This is a genomic window from Bacillota bacterium, assembly GCA_012839765.1.
Taxonomy (GTDB): domain Bacteria; phylum Bacillota; class Limnochordia; order DUMW01; family DUMW01; genus DUMW01.
This window is the reverse complement of sequence record DUMW01000058.1, coordinates 27,943-50,569: the sequence shown is the minus strand read 5'-3', so window position 1 is coordinate 50,569 and position 22,627 is coordinate 27,943. Positions and strand designations below refer to the sequence as shown.

Genomic DNA, 22,627 nt, shown 5'->3' with positions numbered 1-22,627 from the left:
ATCATGGAAAGAGTCCTCCTTTTAGCGCTTAGCGCCTTCTTTTCTTGTTTGAGGACTCTTTCTTTTTTTGTCTGGAATATCCTCCCTCTCTTCTTCAAGCGTCCCTACGAAATTTGCGTGGACCCCGTATTGCCTGAGCAAAATCCGTCTAAGAATTGTGGCGGCGCTTCTCACCCCTTGTCGCCGCAGGAACCCTTTGCTTTCGGCTGAAGCAACATCCCTAGCCACCAAGTCTGTGGCTTCGCCCCATTTTCAGTTCGTTACGTAGGAAACCACCGGCCAGTACTTTGCTACTGTTATCAGAAGTGTACTTATATTCCCAAATTTCTGTTCCAATGTATCCTGCTTGCACCGCAAGAAGTCCTTTAGGCTGCAATCTCCCATATCTTAGCTGGGCTCTTGATGTTCTCAGTGAATCTCGACATTAAACCATTTTCAGCACGCAAGTTACAAGAAGAAGTCAGCCTTACAACCCAGAACACTAGAAAACCATTTCTTGCACCGGAATCTCTCGTTTACTATTAAGTAAGGGCGTCCAGCAGGACGCCCCGATCCATGCTCCGCCCTTGGCTTAAAGTTTGTTGAATTCCTCAGGGGTTATCGGCGCAATGTGAATATTGCTGAACCGGACCCGGCCGCCGAAGGCCATAAAGCCAATGGAGCCCGTCTCACTGTGCCATTTGTCGGTGTTGAAGGTCTTCACCCGGATCCCATCGATGAACAGTTTGACCTGGTCACCGCAAACCACCACTCGCACATCATAGGGCCGCCCCAACTCAAGGTCATAGAAGGCCCGATCCCGCTCGATCCACTCCGGCTCATCGAAGCTACTCCTGAACCTTAGACCAATTCCGTCACTGCGGCTTGCCGCACCCTGACGGATAACCAGCTTATGGCGTGGCAAGTTACTATTGGCGTTTGAACGGAAAAGGATGCCGGCAAAACGCGAGTCGCTGTCCACTTCCATAAAGGTGATCGTTACGCTAAGATCAAAATCGGCTACCTCAAGACCCTTGAAATAGATGAAAGCACCTAATCCATCTCCAGCCCTAGGAGGAAAGTTGGCCTCCAAAGCATTGTCTACCACTTGCCACTCGTCCGCGAAGACCTGCATCTCCCTGGGGATGCTACCCTCACTGACTTTGCTCAGATCCAACGTATAGGGCAAGGTGATCTTGGTGCCCTCGTGCTCAGAACATCCACTTAGCACCAGACAAACCAGCAATGCAACAAAGACAAGACCGTATTTACGCATGAGCTTACCCCCCTCTTTGGATTTTGCATAACGCGGTCTTGCTACCCCGTCGACTATCTCTACCGCGTTACCTGGCCAGACCGAAGGCCGCCCATCTGCAGACACAAACGGCCTCCGGCACTGGCCAGCAACATCACCTACACGCTCCCTCGAAGCGGCTTAGGGAATGGAAGCTGTCACTTACTAAATCCGTCCTTTTTGGCACACCACAACAGAGGCACTAGTATATGGAGTTGAATTTCTCCTCATCCACCGAATCGATCCGGATGTTACTGAAGCGCACGGTGGCACCATGCACCACAAAACCGATGCCTCCCTTTTGCAGGTAAGTCCTCGCGGTCAGATCCATGACCAGAGTATCCTCGATGAGGAGTTTAATGCGATCGCCGAACACCACCAGTCGCACCCGGTAAGGGGTATTCAGCTCGAAATCGTGATGCAGGGGCATTTCACCGATCCGGGTGGCCTTCTTGTCAGAGTCACGGTACAGCAAACCGATACCATTACGGTCCGTAGTCCGCTGTCTGATCTGCAACTTGTGACGAGGCGCACCGGTGGCGGGGGCGCTACGGAACATGATAGCACCAAACCGAGAGCCCTGGGCAGCAGACTTAAACTCCATGGTCAACTGAAGATCGAAGTCATCCACCATCAGGTTAGGGATGAAGATGAAGGCACCCTGACCGTCACCGGCCGCGGGAGGATAGTAGCCTTCCAGGGTCCCATCTACAACTTGCCAATCACCGTTCAAAGGATACCATCCAGGCGGTAGACTACCATTGGGTACGTTGGATAAGTCCACTTCATAGGGCAAAGTAGCACCAAGGGCCACACCTGCTACAAGCAAAACGAAAGCTGCTACCAGTACACATCTCACAACCAGATGTCTATTCATTTTTCCTTTCTCCCTTCCTATGTCGTTTATCTGTGGCTCCGCCTCTAGACAGAGCCTTGTTACAGCCTGAATTCATACTCAATCCGGAACCAGCTAACGCCGGGTGAAGATCTGCCTCAGGCGCTCCAAATCGGCTTTTGGTTGCCGATCGATGGTCAGCAGACCATTGACCTCCTGCTCCACATCGGTCAATTGCGTATAGCAGTAACCGGCAATTTGGCTAAAGCTCAAAAGAGCGTCCACCAACTGGCTCACCCGGTTCAGCATATCTTCCGCATCCTTCGCGGCATTACCGTAACCCCATCCCGACTGGCCATCTTCGATTTTTACGCCGCCGAACTCCGAAACAATGATCGGCTGATCCGTAAGTTTGAATCCGTCTAGGAGGGTCTCGCGGTTGTGACTGAAGGTGGTGGCATTGGGATTATCTGCAAAGGCTTGAAAGCGACGTTTAAGATCCTTTGCATCCTGGGTGTATTCGTGGATGGTCAACAGATCCGTTGTCCCATGTTGCCATCCGTCATTGCTTACCACTAGGCGGGTGTGGTCTAGGGAACGGGTATGGTAATACAGGGACTCGAGGTAGGCCACGATTCTCGAATCCACGCTCCGGAAAAGCTGATCCACGCCCCAGCTCTCATTCATAGGCACCCAGGCAATAATACTGGGATGATTTCTGTCCCTGAGCACTGCCTTAGTCCATTCCCGACGCAGGTTTTCGGCACCGGTTTCGGTATATTCGTAACAGGCGGGCATTTCTGACCAGACCAACAGTCCCAACTTGTCACAATAATAGTAGAAATAGGGGTCTTCAATTTTTTGGTGCTTCCGTACCCCATTGAAGCCTAAGGCCTTGATCAGTTCCACATCCTTCTTCAAGTCTTCCACCGATCGAGGCGTATAAATCCCTTCGGCCCAATAACCTTGGTCCAAAACGAGCCGCTGGTAACAGGGCCGTCCGTTGAGATAGACCTGACCATGCTTCCGCGTTACTTCCCGCATACCAAAATAGGTCTTGATCTCATCCACGATCTGCCCATCCCGCTTCAGGGTAAGGGTCAGGTCATACAAGAAGGGATCCTCCACCGACCATAACCGGGCCTGGGGTACAGGAACACTCATCTTCGCCACGTCCATCGGAGTAATGTTGCTCCATCGGGTGTACAGCGGACTCACGGTCACATCCTGCTGCACAATCTGTTTCCCCTCACAAAGAACCGTGGCCTCTAATGAGAGCCCCTCCACTACCTCACTCAAGGTGTACTCGATTAGCAAGCACTGATTCTCTATATCCGGCACCAAATAGAAATCTTTGATGTGAATTCTGTCTAGATGCTCTAACCATACCGACTGCCAAATTCCTGTAACCGGGGTGTACCAACAAGCCCACGATTTATCCCGGGCACTCTGTTTTCCACGGGGTTGGTCGATCCGCGCCATGTCCACCACCCGCAGGACAACCTCGTTTTCCCCCGGTTGAAGCAGATCGGTAATATCAAAGGAGAAGGGAACATATCCCCCCTGGTGACTGCCTACGTAAACACCATTCACCCAAACGGTGGCCTCATAGTCCACGGCCCCAAAATGGAGGATCGTCCTTTTGTCCCAATTGGCGGGGACGGAAAAGCGTCGTCCATACCACACAATGGGATGATACTCCGACGTCCCTATTCCACTAGCCTTCGCCTGATAGGGAAAGGGTACGACTATCTGTTGATTGAGCTTAGACAAGTCCTGGAACCAACGTTCTTTCGTGCCCCTGTTTTCATCGTCAAAGGCAAACCCCCAGGTTCCGTTTAGACTCATCCATTCTTTCCGAACCTTATCAGGTCGAGGATATTCGCTTCTCAACACACTACTCAATACCGAAACCCCTTTCATTCAACACAATGCCTTCGGAAAGCCCACTGGTCTAATTCACCCCGGCTCCCATCCTTCCCAGTGCATTGTTCTGTGCATGCACACCCACTAGATCCATAAATGCTCCATAGGAAGCACCGATCTCCCCTTGCTCCCACCCCCAGGACAAACTGCCAATGCCAGATAATTGGTCACCTGGTTTCCGACTTTCTGTTCAGAAGCGATGCCTAGACAACCTACCTCACCGAATACATTGGCTTCTATCCTATGTTCTTCTTACCCATCTTCTTTCCAAAGGGCTGCAGGAAGCGATCCTTCGTGCAACGATAGCCGCTCGAGACTAGACAACCTTATTCATCGCCTGGTGCAAGGGGCAGGTTTCCTTGTTCCTTTTTCTACGTATGATCCTGCAGAGATGCCTCGACAAGGCATCTCTGCCTCCCAACCACCGATTACAGAGCTTCGAACTCTTCCGGAGTGATACTGTCGATACTGATGTTACTGAAGCGCACACGGCCACCAAATACACCCAAGCCAACGGCGCCCTTGTCCTTATGCCATTCTTCCTCAGCAATTTCCACATCGAACACGAGGTTGTCGTCTATGAAAAGCTTAACCTTGTTCCCGCATACCGCCAGACGGAAATCGTAGACTTCACCCAGTTCGAAGTTTTCACTATAGGAGGCTCGGGCTTGCTCTTTACTTGTGTTTGCGGCATTCCTGAATAGGACACGCAAACCGTCGGCCCTGGTTCCACCCCGACGCACCTGTATTTTGTGCCGTGGCAGGTTTAGGTGGTCGGCCCGGAAAAGCAACATGGCGAAGCGACTATCGCTATCCACCGCTTCAAAACTAATACTTACCCGCATATCAAAATCTGCCAACTCAAGGCCACGGAAATGCAAGAAGGCTCCCAATCCTTCCCCTGACTGCGGCGGGAAGTTTACTTCTAAAGCGTTATCGATAACCTTCCAGTCACCTGTAATAACCCTGATCTCTTTAGGAAGGGTCCCCTCTTCCACTTGGCTCAGATCCAACGTAAAGGGTAAGGTGATCTCCACGGGCTCTTGCTTCTTCGTGAAGCAACCACTGAACATTAAACAGACCAATAAGGCCATAAGCGTAAGAGTGTACCTGCGCATAAGTTGTTCCTCCCTTTTTGTGATTCATTATATCTAAATGGTGTCTGGGCACCATTTAGTTCAGACCTTGGAAATTCAGCTCACCAATCTGCAACGAGTCACCTGCAAAACCACTTTCCACCAGGGTCAATCTAAAACGTTCATATCCCGACTTTCCATCGACCGCGGCCGACAGCTCAAGTTTGATCCAACTGTCATTGGCATCCTGTTGCACGATGGAATAGGGCAGTTCCTCCCAGGATTGCCCGTCTTTAGAGACGGCAAAACATACAACGTCCCTCACCCTATCCGCCATTGCAGGCTGTACGTAGATGGTGGCCTGTATCAGCTGCAATTTTGGAGTATCCCAGATGAGATACTCGGTGGTATCGGCCTCTCTGGTGAGCCGGTTCTCATCTCGGAAAAACAGCTGCGGTGAGTCCTGCCGATATACCCAACCCTCCGACTTCGAGGAAACCTTGTCATGGTTGATGACTCCGAACAAGGTCGCCTGGGGAGCTCTCAAAGGATCGAAAAGGGTCCACCGGTTAGCAATGGCAATAGGTACCTCTTGGGACCAGACCAGATACTCCTCGTCATAGACCGCAGTCAGCTTCAGGGTCTTCGGCCCATCGGCAAACAACGTACTGTCGAAACTCAGTTGTTGCGGCACTGTCGAACCCCTATATATTTCTCGGTCATCCAATTCCACGACCAGAGTCACGGGGACCAAACGAGGTGAACTCGTATTGAACACCACTGGCACTTCGCCACTAACGGTCTCCGCCGGCCGAGGACTCCTGATCTGTACTCCACCCGTCTCCGTGAGGAAATCCCTCAGCACAAAATAGGCACGATGTGGATTCATGGAACTCCAGGAATGATGATAGTCCGAAACCCGAATCCACGTAGACCGATACCATTCCTCGAAAGGCGGCCGTTCCGCCTTCAGGATCTCCCTTTCCAACTGCTTCAAGTACTCAAAGGCCTCTAGGCAAATTGCAAAAGCCCGATCAAGATTGGGTTCCCTCAGGGCTTCGCTCAGTTTCAAAGCGGCCTGCACCGGTCGATAGTCGATAAGCATCCCGAACTGCACATGTTCATAAAAGAACTGACGTTGTTGCGGCGTCATCAGCTCTGACGCCTGCCGGGCCAATTCCAGAGCCCGTTCAAAATCCTTTTCCCTCTCGGCCAGAGCGGCAATAGTACCCCCGCCCACTTGGTTGTAGGACTCTCCGGCAAACTTCTTATACAGGGATTGGACCATGCTGTACACATGGCCACTACCATACCAGACCCGGTCGAAGGAACCCATCAACCGATAGTAATTAAAATAGGAGTTGAAGGCAGGCAGATAGGCCGTATCAAAATACTCTTGGCACCACCACTCCACAAACCGGTAAGCCGAATTGGGGCCACTGAGGTGACTCTCCGCATCCCAGGCGATATCGGCGATCATCCGGACCTCCATAACGTGCTCCCGCAGCTCAGAAACGTTGACCAACAAATACTCTGTAGCGCCCGCGTCAACAATGTTCCGGAACTGCTGCTCAATGCGCATCGGGGTAACGGTGTGGATTGTCTGTTTGGCAGACCAACCGAAAAACGCCAGGTGGTAGTAAACCCCGTGCTTGTCATTAATTCGATGGTCTTCCTCGGTGGGCAAAGCCCGCATCACACCGTCACCGTCATCATCCCAGACCAAGATGACCCCCTCGGGCAACTTGAACTTGCCCTTCTGATAGAGATCCAGCATCTCGTTATACATGGTAAAATGGAAGATGGGTTCTTTATCCGGGGGTAGAAGCTCCTTCACCATCTCCACCTGCAAGGCAAAGATCTCGTTATAAATCTCAATCTTCTCCTCATCGGTGGTGCCTGGCGGGAAACTATAGGGATAATCATCGGTAGCCCGCATGCCAATGGGCCAAATGCAATCTAATTCACGGTTTTCCAGGACTCCGGCCTTCCAATACTCGATGATCCCTTCCCGGTTGCTAAACCAATCATAACCACCGCTGATCCCCCGCTGTTCCGCCAGTCCGTGCTTGGAAAAACCATAGGGGTTAGAGATCAATATGTCGTAGTGTTGGCCGCTGTAGTACAATCCCCAATCACTGGCCATCTTTTGCACAGCAAAGTTGCGATATGCCCTTGTGAAGGGAACTACCATGTTCATCTTCAACCGAAGGGCCGTCTCAAAATACCTTTCGTACCACTCGATGGGAACTTCACCCCGAATGTATGGGTACCCAGTACTGGGATCGATGGGGCGAGGCAGAATATCCTCATCGTCGTGGAACAAGCCACGGTATCTGAAGGTAGGCGAATCGGAAAGGTAATCCACCTGTTTCATCCTCAGGGGATTGTGTCTTTCTGGTTCATAGCCCGTCCAATGATACAAGGGATCAATGCCCAACCGTTCACTCAATGTGTATATCGCAAAAGCTGTACCTCGGAAATTGGAACCAACAAGATAAACGTCTTGATCAACGGTTACAATCTGAAAGGCTTCCCACTTTCCCGCCAAGAAGGCTTCGTCCACCGCCTCCGGCACATCACCAACCCCCAGAGTGATCACATGGATCCGGGCCAATGCCTCCTCGGAGGGAGTTTCCACAATCTGCGGGGTCACACCGGTGATCTTAGTCAAATCTTGGACAAGGAAGGTTACCGCCTGTTGCACAGCCGAGTGTTCCACTGTAGACACTACGATTTCACAACTTCGGTTCCCGTTCACCAACAAAACAGCCGATTCTTCCCCTGGTTCCACAACCCAGGATCCCCGAATAGGTTCAGTCCAACCCTCGGCAAAACTACTTCCCACCGCCACTGCGATAACCAACAAGACAAAGCTAAAAACAATGAAAGCCTTACGCATCGTTACACCCTCGCCCCCTTCCTAGTCCAGTCGCTCCCCGTTAGGTGAAGTCACCGAGGGCAACAAACCGTCGCCCTCGGTTCTTCACTTGCAAACTGCGTGCTGACTTAAAAATAGGGACTTCCTACTTAGCCAATCCCTTCAACTGCAACATGGTACTGGCCTGTTCCTGGGCCCGGGCTATACCTACCTCAGGCGCCACTTCACCCCGGATGACGGACCAGACATGATCGTTGATGATCCTGCCTACATCATCGTCCACGACGGGTCGGATATAGCTGTCGGGATCCGACAGAAGCTCGATCCAGACATACTCCCAGGGAGAAGCCATGGGGAAGTAGGCCTGGTAGTCAGCAACCGCGTGCAACCATGCCGCCGGCCGCCCGGTGACCATGATGTGGTCAACAGCCGCTTCAGTGGCCAGGAACTTAATCCAGCGCCAAGCCGCTTCCTTCTTGCTGGAACCAGAGCTAATCGCAAAACCGATACTAACAATCTCACTACCGGCCCGTTCCAACTTCGGATTCGGTCCGAAGGACCATTCCCAGTTCACGTTGTTCCGTCGCAGGATCGGTGTAATCGACGGCCCTGCGTGCAGGAATATGGAGATCTCTTGTGCAGTAAAGGGCTCGGGATAGGGATGATACGCCGCGATCCGCTCGATGGAAGTCACCCTCTGCAAGAACTCCAGAGCCTGCCGTACCGCTTCAGTATTCATCGTGATCTGAGTGGGGTTGATGTACGGTTCATACATGAATCCACCCGCATTGTGGATCCAGGTGCGCCAATGGGAATAGGTAGCGCCCCAGCGGGTCACATTTCCGGCCGCATCCATCCGCAAGAGCTTCCGTCCAATATCAGCGAAATCGTCCCAGGTCCAGGTGTAGTTGTACCGGGAGGGAACCTGCACGCCACTTTCCTGGAAATGGGTGTCGTTAAAGGCGGCTCCGATTACCCACAGGGACATGGGCAGGAACCAATGGCCACCCTCCATAGGTCCGTCGAACATCGTAGCACATTGTGCGGCGATGGGGAGAAAGTCTTCCCAGGAGATCTCCGAGTCATTCTCGATGAAGGGGTCGATATTGTCAAACAAGCCGACAGTGGCCAAGTTGTAGTGGTCCGAGGAAAGGACTTCCATCACATCGGCCCCTTCCTCCATACCATGCGTGAGCAAGAACTTCTCCCGCTGTTCATTCCGCCCGTGGACAATGATCTCGATCTCAATGTCGGGGTTCAAAGCTTCGAATTTCAGCTTGGCCGCTTCCAACCAGGCAGTCCAATCCCGCTGATTATACACATCGTGGGAGTGGCGGATTACGGTCTTTTCCGCGCTTACTCCAAGGGACAGAATAAAGACCAGCGAAATAGCTAGACAGAAAATGAAACGTTTTTTCAAGATCCCGCATCTCCTTTCGTTCTCCGGTTCAGAGTTTGCCGGCAACTACAAAGTCTATGAAGCTTCACCTTCTGAGTTCATCATCAAGACACTCACGTGTACGCCTGAGAAATGTGTTGTTTCCCCCAACACGCTTTCTGAGCCATGACATCCTTGAGACAATCGTGAACTTATATCATATTTTGTCCGATCTAGAACACAAAAGCGTCCTGCCTTCACCTCCTCCAAATCGGAATATGTTTCATATCTTACAGTTATGACAGGACCCGAAGTTCCAGATCGCCGAATCTTCTTCCATATTTCGTTTAAAGGTAAGTATATCTTACTCCAGATCCACTTTTCGGTCAAGACGCCGTCCCGGGGACTCCGGAAAGGCCGAGGAGCCCCCACATGGCATCAGACCAACGTTTCGCAGGTACGGACCGCCTTATCGGCACTAATTGGCAGTAAGGTTTTACCCAAGGATTCGGCCACCCGAAACTGTCAGGTCCTGCTGTAAGCCTTAAACCTACTCCAACGCAGCCAACTCCGCAATCTCCACACAGGCCCACATGAGGGGAGCCATACCGTGCCAATCACCAGCCCGGGTGGGTCGTTCGAAGTAGTATTCCAGTGTATCACCGGCGTTAGTCCCGACGCAGATGTCCTTCAGACGATACAATGGATCCAACCTTTGTAACAATGCCTCAAAACCACGGAAGGCGGCCTCCTTCGCCTCCTCACTAATCTGCTCTGGGAGCCATCCGTTAATACAACCAGCGGCCAGGGAATATACAAACATTGCCGTACAGGAGGTTTCTTGGTAAGATTCGGGGTACTCCAGCACTTGGTGCCACATACCTTCTTCATCCTGAAAACGTAGGATGGTGTCCATATATTCCTGATACATCTTCAGGAGTGTGCCCCATCCTTCAAAGCCTTCAGGGATGAACTTCAAACATTCCACCAAGGCCACCGCGATCCAGCCGTTAGCCCGTCCCCAGGCATAGGGCACACTAAAGGTGTGCTGGTAGAGACCATTATCCTTCAATAACGCTTCTCTGTAGGCTTCAAACTGGCTTACCACCAAAGAAAAGTACTCGGGTCTGTCCAGGATGTTACCAGCCAGGGCCAACATAGGACAAACCATGTACAAATCGTCGGCCCAGAATCTGCTATGATTCACCACCCGCGTAGCGCCAAAGACCAAGTCTACAATGTTCCGATTGGCAAGATCAAGGTACCCTTGATTGCCGGTATACTGATAAAGCTTCAGGGCCACTAGACCGGGCATGTCTTTGTCCACATGGCCAGTGGCAATCTGTCTGTTACCGTTGACAAACTCGTCACCCCACAGCAGCACCATTTTCAAAAAGAGTTCGTCTTCAGTGGCCTCGTAGACCCGCAGACCACCGTCCAGGGCAATCACCCCAGAATAGAACCAGTCGAAATGGGGCTTGATGCTAATCTTGGCCACTTCGCGGGCTACATGCATGGCCCGCTCCTGGATATCTACCCTTTGGGCAAAGACCGGTACAGTCAGGACCACAACGGCTATTGCCGTCAACGCCAGGGATAATCTTCGTTTCATATTCTGTGCCCTCCCCTTCTTGTAGGCATCGTCAATCGACAATCAAAGGTACGTTAACGGCATCCTGTAACCCCACTAGACGGACATAACCTAGTTGCAGCTCATCCTTAGGTAACCCTTGGGCAGTGAAGACCACCCGGAGGAATTCCGCCTTGAGGTCTGTGGGCACCGTAGCGATCACTTTCAGTTCCCACCACGGGTTGTCCTCAGTTCCGGGCCTGATGATCTCCGTTTCGCAGATAACCGGGTACCAATCATTGCCATCGGGCGAAGCCTCCACCCTTACACTGCCTTCGATTTCCGGATACTTACTGTACACCGTTAAGATACCACGATACAGATTGGACAAATTCCAGGTCAAATACTCATCGGTATTGCTACTACGCAGCATGCGATCCCGATCACCGGAAAACAATTCCGGGTTGACATCGGTATAGGCCCATCCTTTGGACTTGTCGGAGGTCTTCAGGGACTCAAGGATACCAAACAACCCCAGGTTCTTCGGAGGCAGCAGATGATCCTCTAGTACGGTCCAGTTGCTGACAACCACGCGCTCTCTTCTTTCGGACCGAACACCATGGACAGTAGTGGCATGGATAGCAATGTCATAGGCCCCATCCTCTAAAGCCAAGGTGTTAAGCGCACCCGACCATGGTAGGGAAGTGGTCTGGAAAGAAATCCGATCTACACCAGTGGTATCGAAGACAATCAACTTCTCATCGGCGACGAACCGTTCCACCACGATTTCCACCTGGGCTAACTCCTGGTCCGGGATAACAGGAGCAACCTCCAAAAGCACTTCTCCACTAAGCCGTGCCCCCGGGTCAGGGGTGACCAACCGAGCATGCTCCACTTGGAATCCGGTATCGTACTGATATTCTGTATCATGTTGATCCACCAAGCTAACAGATAGGCGATAATAGCCCCGCTCCAGCTGCGCAGGATCGAGGATGAGCCCTGTCGGTAGAACATCGTCTTCATACCAGATTTCCTCGTTCATGGCAATTTGTACCCACTTCACCGGTATCCCCGGGGCTTCCACAGATACGGGAGTCACTTCCGTAAGGGTGTCTCCCTCGTTGAAGGAGGAAATCCACACCATCCCTGCGGGATAACCCAAAACCATCACTTCACTCAGGGCCGCAGTTCCGGCCGGATTCACCAGTTTATCGATGGAAATCTCAATCCAACTGATGTCTTCATTGTCTGGCAGTGTTACTACAACGGCCACGCCCGGCTCCAGCGGGAACATTTCAGTGGTAACCTGCCCCGCAACCTCGTCGCCCGTTCCGTAAGATACGGTGGCTTGTTCAATCCGCGTCCCCATTACACTGCCGTACAAGAAGAGGTACTTGATCCTTCTCGGGGTCGGCCATTGGAACCGAACCCAGGTGCCTTCGCCGTCGTTGCTTGCCCAATCATACTGGGCATTCTTGATCTGGGTCACGATTTCCCCGTCCTTTAGGGCATCCACCCGATAGGGAACTCTCACGGAACTAGCGGTCACAACGGCCTCCGCCGCCAGATTTACCAGGGGCGTAGTTCCCGAGGGTTTCGGCTGCGGTGTCAAGGTCGGACCACTCACATAAATGCTACCATCTTGTCTAAAGCCCATGCGGTCAATGGCCAGGCGACGGTTTCCGCCACCCACCGCCGGATCAGCATGTACGTGGTAGACGATGAACAGCTCTGTTCCATCGGGAGAACGTACCACGCTATGGTGTCCAGTCCCTGAAAGCTCCCCGACCCAGGGTCCCCGGGAAAGAACAGGGTTATTTGCATACTTCACATAGGGTCCTAAAGGATGCTCGGATACCGCGTACCCGACAGAATAGTGGACGCCACCGTAGTAGTTGGCCGAGTACATCAAATAGTACTTACCGTTATGCTTGACGACGTAGCCACCTTCGTTCCACAGGCGGTTCCCGGAGAGCAGCTCCCAAGCTTGATCCGGTTTGATTAAAAGGACTGGCTCTCCCACCACAGAGGTAAAGTCATCACTGAGCTCAACCCCGTAGATGGAACTCTCGTAACGCCCTCCGCCAATACCCACTTGATCCTTTGAATAAAACAGATACTTCCGACCGTCGTCGTCGATGAACGGGCTAGCATCGATAGCGGAATAGCCGAAATCGAAGAGGGGATGACCTAAATCCTCAAAGGGCCCGATGGGACTGTCGCTAATCGCCAAAGCCACTCGCTTCCCGCCTTGGGGACGCTCCGCTGAATAGAAGAGATAGAACTTGCCTTCGTACTCAATGACCTCCGGAGCCCAAAAATCTGCCACGCCCCACGTGTTGGCCGGCTTTACGCTTCCTTCCCGTTTCCAATTCACCAAGTCATCGGAGGACCAAACAGACAACCCGGTGCTGTACAGATAGAACCTGCCGTCTGAAGCTCGGATAACACATGGATCCGCTATACCAATGTCAATCGGATTGTTATACGTGATCGATTCTAGGGATTGGGCAGCTGCCGTCATTGCCATCACTGCAATGAGTAGGAAAACGGAAGCGACCGTCAATCCCCTTTGTAGACCCCACTTTTTGTACATGCTTCTTCTCCTCCCACAAACAAGGCTTATACCGATAAAGCTTCGCTCCCTAGGGTTGCTATGCTAAACCATCACCTACCCTCTTTACCCCCGTATGGGAAATATGAGAAAAGGCCCCTAAGGGTAAATATCGTTGACCTATGTATCCTAGTTAATCACTAGTAGTCCCCGAAACTTGCCGAGGCAATGCCAACTATCAAGCTACTCCAGTTCAGAACGCCCCAGCCGTCTTTCAAACCACCCAAGCACTTGCCTACCACTATAAACCCTGGGGAACAAACCTCCGGCCACAACGCCCTACTTTTACCAAAATCTACAATAACTTGGGCCCACAGCAGGCTGTGCTCAACCAAAGCCGATGCAAATGATGGCTTTATCTCCACAAAACAGCTTCTATTCTTAAACAAATAGTTGCTGCTTATTACACATTATGGACTAAGTTACCTTCATAGTACCACAGTTCGCCCGGGAAATCAACTATATGATTGCGGCGCCTTGAAAAAGGACCTAGGTCTTTTCGCCAATATTGGAAAAAGGAAACAGACCGGAGGAAGCCCTGTTAGCCATTACTTTCGTTCCGCCCAAAGGAGGAGGATGACTCCACAGAGGCCGAAGATGAGGTTTGGTAACCAAGCTGCCGCCAGTTCCGGAAGATAAGCATTGCTTCCCATAGAACGGAAGACGGCAGAAATGATGTAGTAGGCAAAACCCAAGGCCACACTAGCAGCTACGCCAAAAGCTTTACCACCCCTTACCGAATAAAGGCTTAAAGGAGCGGCCAAAAAGACAAAGATGAAGGAAGATACGGGCATAGACAACTTCATATGGTAATCCACTACGAACGAACGCACCTGCAGGCCACTACGCTGAAAGCGTGCGATGTGTTCCGCCAGTTCCTTCCTACTCATCTCATCGGCGGTCTTGTATCCGCTAAGATAAACATCCGCCGGCTCTGCGGTAACAATCTGCAGTTCATTGAACTTGCGCTCATTGACCACCATGCCGTCCCGATCTAGTTCCGTGCTGACCCCGTTACGCAAGGTCCACAGATTATCCTCGTACGTCCCCTCCCGGGCACTGATGATCGAGGGAAATCCTGTGCGGGGCAACTGATAGATCAAGATATCCTGGAAGGTCTGGCGCCCCGGATCTATGCGTCGAATATAGAAAAACTGATTGTCCAACCCTTTGAAAAATAGGTTCTGTTGGATCCGGGGGGATTCTTCTTGTAACACCACCCGACGCCACATCATCTGAAACTGGTGGTTGGCCCAGGGCACCACCCGTTCATTGAACTCGTAGGTTAACAGAGTCACTAGCAAACCCATCACCAGGGTGGGGATAATAAACCGGGTAAACCTCACTCCGAAGCTTCTGACCACTGTAACCTCATTGTCCTTCACCAGTCGACCCAAGGAAGTCAAACAACCATATAGGGCCGCCACAGGAAAGCTCATGGCAAAAAGATGAGGTAGTTTGTATAAGACCATTTTGGTCACTTGGGAGGCAGGGATCCGTTTGACGAAAATAAGATCGCTCATCTCGAAGAGCAATTGGCTGATCAACATCAAGGTGAAAGCAGCAATGCAGAGGAAGAAGGGTCCCAAAAACTCCTTCATCACGTATCGGTCAAGTATCCTAAACTTCACTAACTTCCTGCGCAACTGGCGATTCCCCTCTGACAAACCAACCCACGTCCTTACATCTCTCTAGATACCTCTCTCTAGCTTACCCCGTTGGGGAAGCCCCCATCAATAAAAGAAAGGGACCTAGTCCCCCGGATCATCCCACCAGCAACACAGGAAAAGGGATCCGGGGAGACTAGGTCTTCGTCGTCAAAACTGCGTGTTGAACTTCACACCCCAACCCAGTTCTTCCATATCAACCAGGTACAAGTCTAAGTCAAAGCGAGGTGAAAAGGCTAATCTTATTCCCGCATTGAGGTGTTTACCGTCAAACTCACCCATCACCATCGCCACAGGCACGGACCAGGACTTGGTTCCCGATGAGATGGTAACGGGATTGACCACATAGGACAAACCCACAAATACACCATTAACACGGCCCTGGCCGATCCCGGCGTGAATCCTTGGAGCCCGTACCCCCAGGGATTTGCTCGCCACCAGGTATTTGCTGTTACCCGCAATCTCAAAACTCACCGCTGGGTAATCGACGCTCTCTTTTAGTAGCTGCACCTTCACCCCAGCGTCGAATTTCCCCGCTTTCCCATCCAGCTTGGTCACAGAAAGCTTCGCCGCCACCTCCGGCGAGATGCCCCAGGAAACCTCCCCTTCACCTCTGTTGTCAATATCTTGAAAGCCAAAAACCAGGCGTCCATCCTTGGTCAGGTCTGCCGTTGGCACGTTTACCAGGATGCCATTGGCGGCACCCAACACCGGAAAAAGGCAAACGAGACAAACCACAAGTCCGCTCAAAACCCAATCAATCCGTCGCACCAGAACCACTCCTCCGAACTACGGAATCAAGATTCTTTTCCAGTTCCTCAATCCTCCGGCCAAGCTCCTTCACTGTACTGAGCAACTCCGGCAAGCGACGGGTGGCCGCGGTAATCCGAAGTGCGTCCTGATGGCGCTGGGCCGGCGCTCCGGACACCAGGGAGCCAGGCGGAAGATCATTGGTCACCATGGCCCGGGCAAGAATACGACTGCCGGAACCAATTTGGATGTGGCCCACCGCACCAGCCTGTCCGGCGATGACCACATTATCACCGACCTCGGTACTACCGGCGATACCCACCATGGACACCAATAAACAGTTTTCTCCGATGACCACATTGTGACCGAGCTGGACCAGATTATCAATCTTCGTCCCCCGCCCGATGATGGTGCTATCACAGGTGGCACGGTCCACAGTGACGTTCGCCCCTATCTCCACATCGTCGCTAATGATCACATTGCCGATTTGGGGTACCTTGGTATGCCCCGAAGCCTCCTGGACATATCCGAAACCGTCGCTACCGATAACCGTTCCTGCGTGAATAACTACTCGGTTTCCCAGCACGCAGCCGGCCATGATCACAACATTAGGATAAAGGGTACAATCATCACCGATAGCCACATCATGGCCCACATACACTCCGGGATAGAGGGTCACCCGATTCCCCAACTTGGCTCCATCCTCAATCACCACATGGGCACCAATACTGCAGTCGGCACCCAGCTCCACATCAGCACCAACCACCGCGGTGGGATGAACGCCCACCGGACGGGGATACTGGGGCGCAAAGACCGCCAGAAGCTGCGCAAAGGCCAACCTAGGATTGGCTACCTTGATGTGGGGCTTATCCAAGGAACCGTCGGCGGGGACAATCACCGCTCCGGCATTGCTCTCCTCCGCGACCTTGGCCAAGACTTTCTTATCGGCGGCAAAGGTAATCTCCTCGGGGCCAGCAGTTTGGTATCCCCTGATACCCTTAATCACTAGATCAGGGTCACCACACAGGGTGCCGGCAACCATCCGGGCAAGTTCCCCTAACTTATGCCCTGTACTCATCGGGGCTCACCTCCGCTATTCCCCAAGGTCGATCAATAATAGCTGCTCAAATCTACGCCCAATTCCGCTAGGACCTTCACCGTCAGATCCACACCACCAACCAGGACAACCTGTCCGTTGAGCACCAAATCAACCTTCTCGGCGGCGGCCACTTTGTAAATGGCCTGGATCAGTTCGTTGTAGACTTCGTCTTCTACCTCTGCAGTCAAAGCCCGCTGACTAGCATCCAACTGGACCTGATACTCCGCCTGAATGGCCTGGGCCAACCGCCACTTGACCGTCTCCGACAGGCCGTCATTGGCCTCAAGCTCCGCCAGCTCTTTATCCAGTTCCTTCTGGAATTCCTCCAACTTGGCTTGTAGTTCGGCGTCCAGACCTACTTCCACCAAACGCTGCCCTAAGGCAGGCTGCACATAAGCATAATAGATAAATTCAGTGTCCACATACCCCACGGTACTCTGCTGGGTAGCGCGCAGAACACCGCGTTGTCCTGCCGCCAAAACCAAACCGAGCATGAAAGTCAAAGCAACTGTTACAACCAAGTAATTCTTGTGTCTTCTTTGCATAGTCGTTCTCCTTAAATTATGATTGTAAGGACGCAGCTTGGCGTGCGTCCTTCTCAGTATTTCTACTGATTATTAGAACTGCTCTCCGATGGTGAAGTAGGTCTTCCCGCCCTCTTCACCGATGCCATAACCCAGACCCATCACACCGAGGGGTGTATCGATGCGAACACCGATCCCGTAACCCACCTTCAGGTCCTTTAGAGAAATGGGGGTATTCTGGTCCCAGGCATTGCCCAAGTCTACGAAGACCAATCCCTGAACGGTATCGGTTAGCTTCAGACGGTATTCGGCACTGGTGGTGAGCATCTTCTCCCCACGGAACTGGGCATAGTTATAGCCCCGCAACGACCCGGTACCGCCTACCCGGAACAGTTCATAGGATGGCACCTCACCGGTCTGTACCCCCGCATCCACCCGCAAAGCGATGGTATGCTTGTTTGTCTCTCCTAGCTGGAAGTATTTGCTGGCACTACCCCGGTAGGTGGTAAAGTCCAGATCCCCACCCAGGAACCGACCCGCCACTTCCACACTGACAAAACCAGCCCACCCTTCGCTGGGATAGAAGGGGTGGTTGCGAGAATCGGTCTGGGCGATCAAAGACAGACTCCGCAGCTTCTTGTCATCATTTATCGTCTCGTCTTCACTGACCACGTTAATATCTTCAATCTTCAGGCGCGTAAAGATATGACTAAACAAGCCCAGCCGCCGTCCGAGGGTCACATCGCCACCCATCCGATGATCGGTCGCTGGTACATCATCATAGGTTCTGGTCACTGTGCGGTTGTACGCACTAAGGCCCAAGGAGGTGGGGCTGTCCCCAAGATAGGGGAATTCCAAGCCGATATCATAGGATGTCTTCTTCTTACCAAATTCCCATTTGATATCGATGGTATTGCCTGTACCACGGAAGTTGGTGTCCTGGACCTGGATAAGGCCGACAAGACCGTCCAGCTTGCTGTAGCCTGTACCGAAGTTAGCCAGACCGGTCTGGCGCTCTGTCACCTTCAACCTCAAATTCACCACATGGGGTTCATTGGTCTCCTCCAGGGAAGGTTCGATCTCCTGGAAGTGCCCCAGCATCATCAGTTTTCCAAGGGTTTGGCGTAACGGCTCTAAACGAATAGGTTCGCCGGGTTGCATGAGCAACTCCCGCCGAATGACGTTTTCCTTGGTCTTCTCGTTACCTTCGATAATAATCTCACCGTAAACCAACTCCCGATACACAATCTGCAGGACGCCTTCTTCGGTAAACTGCAGACTGTGGGGTTGGATCAGGTACCCATGCTCGTCCTGGACTTTTTGTACTGCCAACCAGATATCGTTGTCCAAGCGGCGGGCATTCAGTACGGCACCGTCCTGCTGGGAAATGTAACGCCGGACCGTGGCCGGATCCAAGTGAAGCAAACCAAGGATCTCAACACTCTCCACCACTGGATTCTCGGTAATCTCAAAAATGAGCTCGATGCCATCCTGATAGGGCCTACTGTCCACGGCCACATAGTAGATGGGACCCGACTGGGCGATATTGTCCAGATCCTGGGTCAGCTTTTCCGTATCAACGGGTTGTCCAATTTTGGTATAGATTATTAGCTGTTCAATGTAGTCGGTACTGACATACTCATTCCCCGTAATGGTAATCTTTCTAACGATAGGTGCAGTTTCCTGGGCAAAGGTCACTGCCCCCAGGGCTAGCAAGCAAGTCAGGAGAACAAGTAGAATCAAGTAATCCTTCACGTATTTCACCTTATTGCCCCCTTCAACAATCCGATGACATCATAAAACAAATAGGTGGGATGCCTTACTCCCTTGTAATTCTCGTTCCCTAGGATAATTCCTGCTCGTGGTCCGAGACAAATTCATCCCCTTCTGGTGAGGTTTGTACAGATTCTGTGGACTCCTCTTCCCATGATTCCTTCCCGGGCACAATCTGCAGGTCGCACAGAACTGTCCCTATGGCCACAAAGGGCAGATCAATAACCCGTTCCACCCGTTCTTCGCTTTCCATATTCATCAGGGTAACCTTTATCTGGTCGTTCCGTAACCGTTCGGTAAACTGACGGATCAAGAGGTCTAGATCTCCGGCATCGGCAGATTCTTCATCGAGGCCGGGTGTGCGTACCGCCTCCGTCCAAACCATCTCCTGGGCGAGGGCCGAGTAATCGGGGTAGTAAAAATCAGCGCTGCCAGACTCTACTAGGACCGTGGTCATACCCATCGGCCAATGGTCGGGCACTTCCAACACCACCTCATACTTTTGAACCGCTTCCCGAAAGGGCCGAAGGACAATCTCCAGGACAACCTCATCACCGGGAGAGTAGTACTCCTGACGGGCAACGACCTGAACCAGACTAGCCCGCTGCAGTTTATCCGAAACAGTAATCCGAGCGCTGATCCGCTCCAAATGCACCGGACGAAACTCGTTGGTGGCCAGCAAAGAGACGGCCTCCGACAATTCCGTCACTGCGGTAGCCCCAATGTCGCCGCTGCAATACACATTAGTCCGGATAAGGGGTTGGACCAGGTCCCGGGATTCAATGGTGAAATCAACCAGGGCTGTACCGGTGCCCACCCGGTCCAGGGCCCGGTCCACCAGAGCCAGGGCACTGCTTCCGAAGAGGTATGTAATCAGGTTCTCATCATAGACAGCGTAAAACTTAAGCTGCTCTCTTTTCCCTGTGGATGTATCCTCAATATCCAGGACCACCTCCGTATACTCAGGCACGATGCCCAAAGTCCCTGCAATGCCTGCACTCCGATCCTGGAGAACCGTCCCCGCCGGCCGAGTAGGATAGGCCAGTTTGAAGGGCAAAGGATCCGCATCCACCGTATCCACCACCACCGCCTGGCTCAATAGCAAAGATACACTGCCCGCATGGTAGAAGGGGTGTCCAAAGGCCAAAAACACTCCATCCTCTACCCAGGTGACTGTGCCCACAGCTACCACCGACACATCCCCATAGACCAGTTGCACCGCCACGGCACTACCCGGTTCCAGCTCCGCCACGACATCGCTCCCTGCAGGCCAACCCCGCAAACTCCCCAGGGGCCTTAGGGAAAAGATGTCTTCCAAAGCCCGCACCGACCGTGTGGTGTAACCGTAGGTAAAAACCGGGGCCATCAGAGGTTCCAGGCCAACTGTATCCTCGGGTAATTGCTGCTCCGGAAGCAGGGCGAGGATCTCCAGCATCTGCTCGATGGGAGTAACCAAGGCATACCGATGGGAACGATCGTTCAAGGCATAGCTTAGGGCACCAATCAACTCTCCTTCGGCATAGACGGGGCTGCCGCTCATTCCTTCGGCGATGCCTCCCGAACGCTCGGCCAATTCCTCGGAGATCCGGATCAAGATCAGATCCTCATCCCCGTATCTGCCGAGAATCTCCACAGGAAACTCCTCTACGCTGGTACCACGCAGCACCGTCTTCATGCTCCCTGGCCGGGAGAGACTTTCAGCCTGGGCCCACACCCGCTCGACTCCGGCGGCAATACCAACGAAAACCAGACATAACAAAAATAGACTGACCGTAGGACGCCGTAAGCGCATCGGGTCAATCACCTTCTTTCTTGGTAAACTCCCCACAGGGCCATCCACGAAACTGGCTCCTTTGGTCTGATGCCGCCTGGCCCTTGACCAAGACAAGGATTGGACAGGCAAGAATAAACCCGTCCTTCGCGGAGGGAACCTCTGTAGTCTATTCTTTTAGCTGTGGGTGTTGAAGAAACAGTAAAAGAGGAAAATAGACTGCTCATCCGGCAGAATAATCATTCAATACCCCTGGACTCAATGGGTACTGTTTGTTGTTCATCAGGACCTTAATTCCGTCAATGACCGACAAAAGCGGCTCCGCCGGCAATTTGACCTGAATACCGGTGGCCTCTTCCAAAACCTGATCCATACCGTGCAACAGGGCCCCGCCCCCGGTCAAAACCATCCCGAAACTATAGATATCCCTAGCCAACTCGGGGGGAGTCTGTTCCAATACATGGACAATGGTAGCGATGATCGGCTCCACACACCCCAGGAGGACATCCTGCAGCTCCGTGGCGGAAACCTTTCTCACTTCGGGAAGTCCAGACACGTAGTCTTGTCCCCTAATCTCCCACTGACCATCCCGGGGGATTACCGTACCGATAGCACACTTCATCTGCTCCGCAGATAGCTGACCAACAACCAAGTTATGGTGTTTTTTTAGATAGCGCATAATGGCCCGGGTAAAGTCCTCTCCACCCACCTTGATGGACTCGCTGATCACCTCGCTATCCATGGAGAGCACCGCCACATTGGTGGTACCCGCTCCGATATTCACCACCAAATGGCCCCGCGCTTGATTGAGATCGAGACCAGCACCCAGACCGGATAGCAAGGTTTCCGAGACTAAGTGGGCCTCCTTGGCTCCAGCACTATAGGCGGCCTGCAATACAGCCCGCCTTTCCACCGAATTGATCTTGGGCGGCACAGAAATAATGGTCACCGGTCGGAATAGGCACCGTCGCCCACAGACCCGGAGGATCAGATAACGAAGCAGCAGTTCCAAAATCCGGTGGTCCGTCATGGCGCCTTCGGACAAAGGTTGGAAGATCTTGATATGTTCTGCGGTACGTCCCACCATATTCAAAGCCGCATGCCCCAAGGCCTGGACCTCGTCTTTTCGGGTGTCAATGGCCACCACCGCGGGCTCCTGGACAACGAGCCCCTTCTGGTCCACATAGGCTAAGACATTGGCCGCACCCAGATCGATGCCAATACGCGCTGCAAACACACAGGAAGCTCCCTTCAACATCCCCAAAGCATTAGGTCTTGCCTATGACTTTTTCGACAAAAACCCATCGTTTCCTGCTAATTCCAGAAAACCGGGTCCGATGCAGACAAAGGCGAGTAACTAAGTACTAGTCCCTCGCCCATGACCGCAGAACCGCCAAGAAAACAGGACACGCCTGGTCATACACGACCCTCGAAATGTCCTGTGGCCACCGCGTATTGTGCCTTTCCCGAACCATTCCCAATGCCCATTG

At 52.5% G+C, this 22,627-nt stretch carries 15 protein-coding genes; all 15 read right to left on the bottom strand.

Annotated features, from left to right (window positions below; translation table 11 throughout):
* Positions 1-571 precede the first annotated feature (571 nt).
* The 15 genes from GXX57_05605 to GXX57_05535 all read right to left on the bottom strand — a co-directional run bounded on the left by GXX57_05605 (position 572) and on the right by GXX57_05535 (position 22,374).
* Positions 572-1,255, bottom strand: a complete 684-nt coding sequence (locus GXX57_05605) for a DUF1080 domain-containing protein (GenBank protein HHV44126.1) — start codon at positions 1,253-1,255, stop codon at positions 572-574.
* Between the two features lie 220 nt (positions 1,256-1,475).
* On the bottom strand, positions 1,476-2,150 hold the full coding sequence (locus GXX57_05600) for a DUF1080 domain-containing protein (protein HHV44125.1): 675 nt from the start codon (positions 2,148-2,150) through the stop codon (positions 1,476-1,478).
* A gap of 93 nt (positions 2,151-2,243) precedes the next feature.
* A complete protein-coding gene (locus GXX57_05595; GenBank protein HHV44124.1) occupies positions 2,244-4,013 on the bottom strand; it encodes a glycoside hydrolase family 2 in 1,770 nt (589 codons plus the stop codon).
* Positions 4,014-4,462: 449 nt separating this feature from the next.
* Positions 4,463-5,152, bottom strand: coding sequence for a DUF1080 domain-containing protein (locus GXX57_05590; GenBank protein HHV44123.1), 690 nt, complete (start codon positions 5,150-5,152; stop codon positions 4,463-4,465).
* A gap of 55 nt (positions 5,153-5,207) precedes the next feature.
* A complete protein-coding gene (locus tag GXX57_05585; GenBank protein HHV44122.1) occupies positions 5,208-8,012 on the bottom strand; it encodes a hypothetical protein in 2,805 nt (934 codons plus the stop codon).
* Between the two features lie 124 nt (positions 8,013-8,136).
* On the bottom strand, positions 8,137-9,411 hold the full coding sequence (locus GXX57_05580; protein ID HHV44121.1) for an extracellular solute-binding protein: 1,275 nt from the start codon (positions 9,409-9,411) through the stop codon (positions 8,137-8,139).
* A gap of 508 nt (positions 9,412-9,919) precedes the next feature.
* A complete protein-coding gene (locus GXX57_05575) occupies positions 9,920-10,981 on the bottom strand; it encodes a hypothetical protein (GenBank protein HHV44120.1) in 1,062 nt (353 codons plus the stop codon).
* A 31-nt stretch (positions 10,982-11,012) separates the two neighbouring features.
* Positions 11,013-13,463: a family 43 glycosylhydrolase gene (locus GXX57_05570; GenBank protein HHV44119.1), complete on the bottom strand. Its 2,451-nt coding sequence runs from the start codon at positions 13,461-13,463 to the stop codon at positions 11,013-11,015.
* 638 nt (positions 13,464-14,101) lie between these two features.
* Positions 14,102-15,199, bottom strand: a complete 1,098-nt coding sequence (locus GXX57_05565) for a YjgP/YjgQ family permease (GenBank protein HHV44118.1) — start codon at positions 15,197-15,199, stop codon at positions 14,102-14,104.
* Between the two features lie 171 nt (positions 15,200-15,370).
* Positions 15,371-15,991 carry a YjbH domain-containing protein gene (locus GXX57_05560; protein ID HHV44117.1) on the bottom strand — a complete coding sequence of 207 codons (621 nt, stop codon included), beginning with the start codon at positions 15,989-15,991 and terminating at the stop codon, positions 15,371-15,373.
* Positions 15,978-17,048 (bottom strand): UDP-3-O-(3-hydroxymyristoyl)glucosamine N-acyltransferase, encoded by a 1,071-nt coding sequence (lpxD, locus tag GXX57_05555; protein ID HHV44116.1) that lies wholly within the window; start codon positions 17,046-17,048, stop codon positions 15,978-15,980. Before lpxD ends, GXX57_05560 begins: the two co-directional genes overlap by 14 nt.
* Before the next feature lie 32 nt (positions 17,049-17,080).
* Positions 17,081-17,614 (bottom strand): OmpH family outer membrane protein, encoded by a 534-nt coding sequence (locus tag GXX57_05550; protein ID HHV44115.1) that lies wholly within the window; start codon positions 17,612-17,614, stop codon positions 17,081-17,083.
* 72 nt (positions 17,615-17,686) lie between these two features.
* The gene (locus tag GXX57_05545) at positions 17,687-19,357 is read right to left on the bottom strand and encodes a BamA/TamA family outer membrane protein (protein ID HHV44114.1); all 1,671 of its coding nucleotides are present in this window, start codon (positions 19,355-19,357) and stop codon (positions 17,687-17,689) included.
* 79 nt (positions 19,358-19,436) lie between these two features.
* Positions 19,437-21,158, bottom strand: coding sequence for a hypothetical protein (locus GXX57_05540; protein HHV44113.1), 1,722 nt, complete (start codon positions 21,156-21,158; stop codon positions 19,437-19,439).
* Positions 21,159-21,360: 202 nt separating this feature from the next.
* The gene (locus GXX57_05535; protein ID HHV44112.1) at positions 21,361-22,374 is read right to left on the bottom strand and encodes a rod shape-determining protein; all 1,014 of its coding nucleotides are present in this window, start codon (positions 22,372-22,374) and stop codon (positions 21,361-21,363) included.
* Positions 22,375-22,627: the final 253 nt, after the last annotated feature.

Bases quoted from the DNA above. Each gene is read 5' to 3' on its own strand.
- GXX57_05570 (HHV44119.1), bottom strand. From the start codon at position 13,463: ATGACGGCAGCTGCCCAATCCCTAGAATCGATCACGTATAACAATCCG.
- GXX57_05550 (HHV44115.1), bottom strand. From the start codon at position 17,614: ATGCAAAGAAGACACAAGAATTACTTGGTTGTAACAGTTGCTTTGACT.
- GXX57_05575 (HHV44120.1), bottom strand. From the start codon at position 10,981: ATGAAACGAAGATTATCCCTGGCGTTGACGGCAATAGCCGTTGTGGTC.
- GXX57_05605 (HHV44126.1), bottom strand. From the start codon at position 1,255: ATGCGTAAATACGGTCTTGTCTTTGTTGCATTGCTGGTTTGTCTGGTG.
- GXX57_05585 (HHV44122.1), bottom strand. From the start codon at position 8,012: ATGCGTAAGGCTTTCATTGTTTTTAGCTTTGTCTTGTTGGTTATCGCA.
- GXX57_05540 (HHV44113.1), bottom strand. From the start codon at position 21,158: ATGCGCTTACGGCGTCCTACGGTCAGTCTATTTTTGTTATGTCTGGTT.
- lpxD (HHV44116.1), bottom strand. From the start codon at position 17,048: ATGAGTACAGGGCATAAGTTAGGGGAACTTGCCCGGATGGTTGCCGGC.
- GXX57_05590 (HHV44123.1), bottom strand. From the start codon at position 5,152: ATGCGCAGGTACACTCTTACGCTTATGGCCTTATTGGTCTGTTTAATG.
- GXX57_05600 (HHV44125.1), bottom strand. From the start codon at position 2,150: ATGAATAGACATCTGGTTGTGAGATGTGTACTGGTAGCAGCTTTCGTT.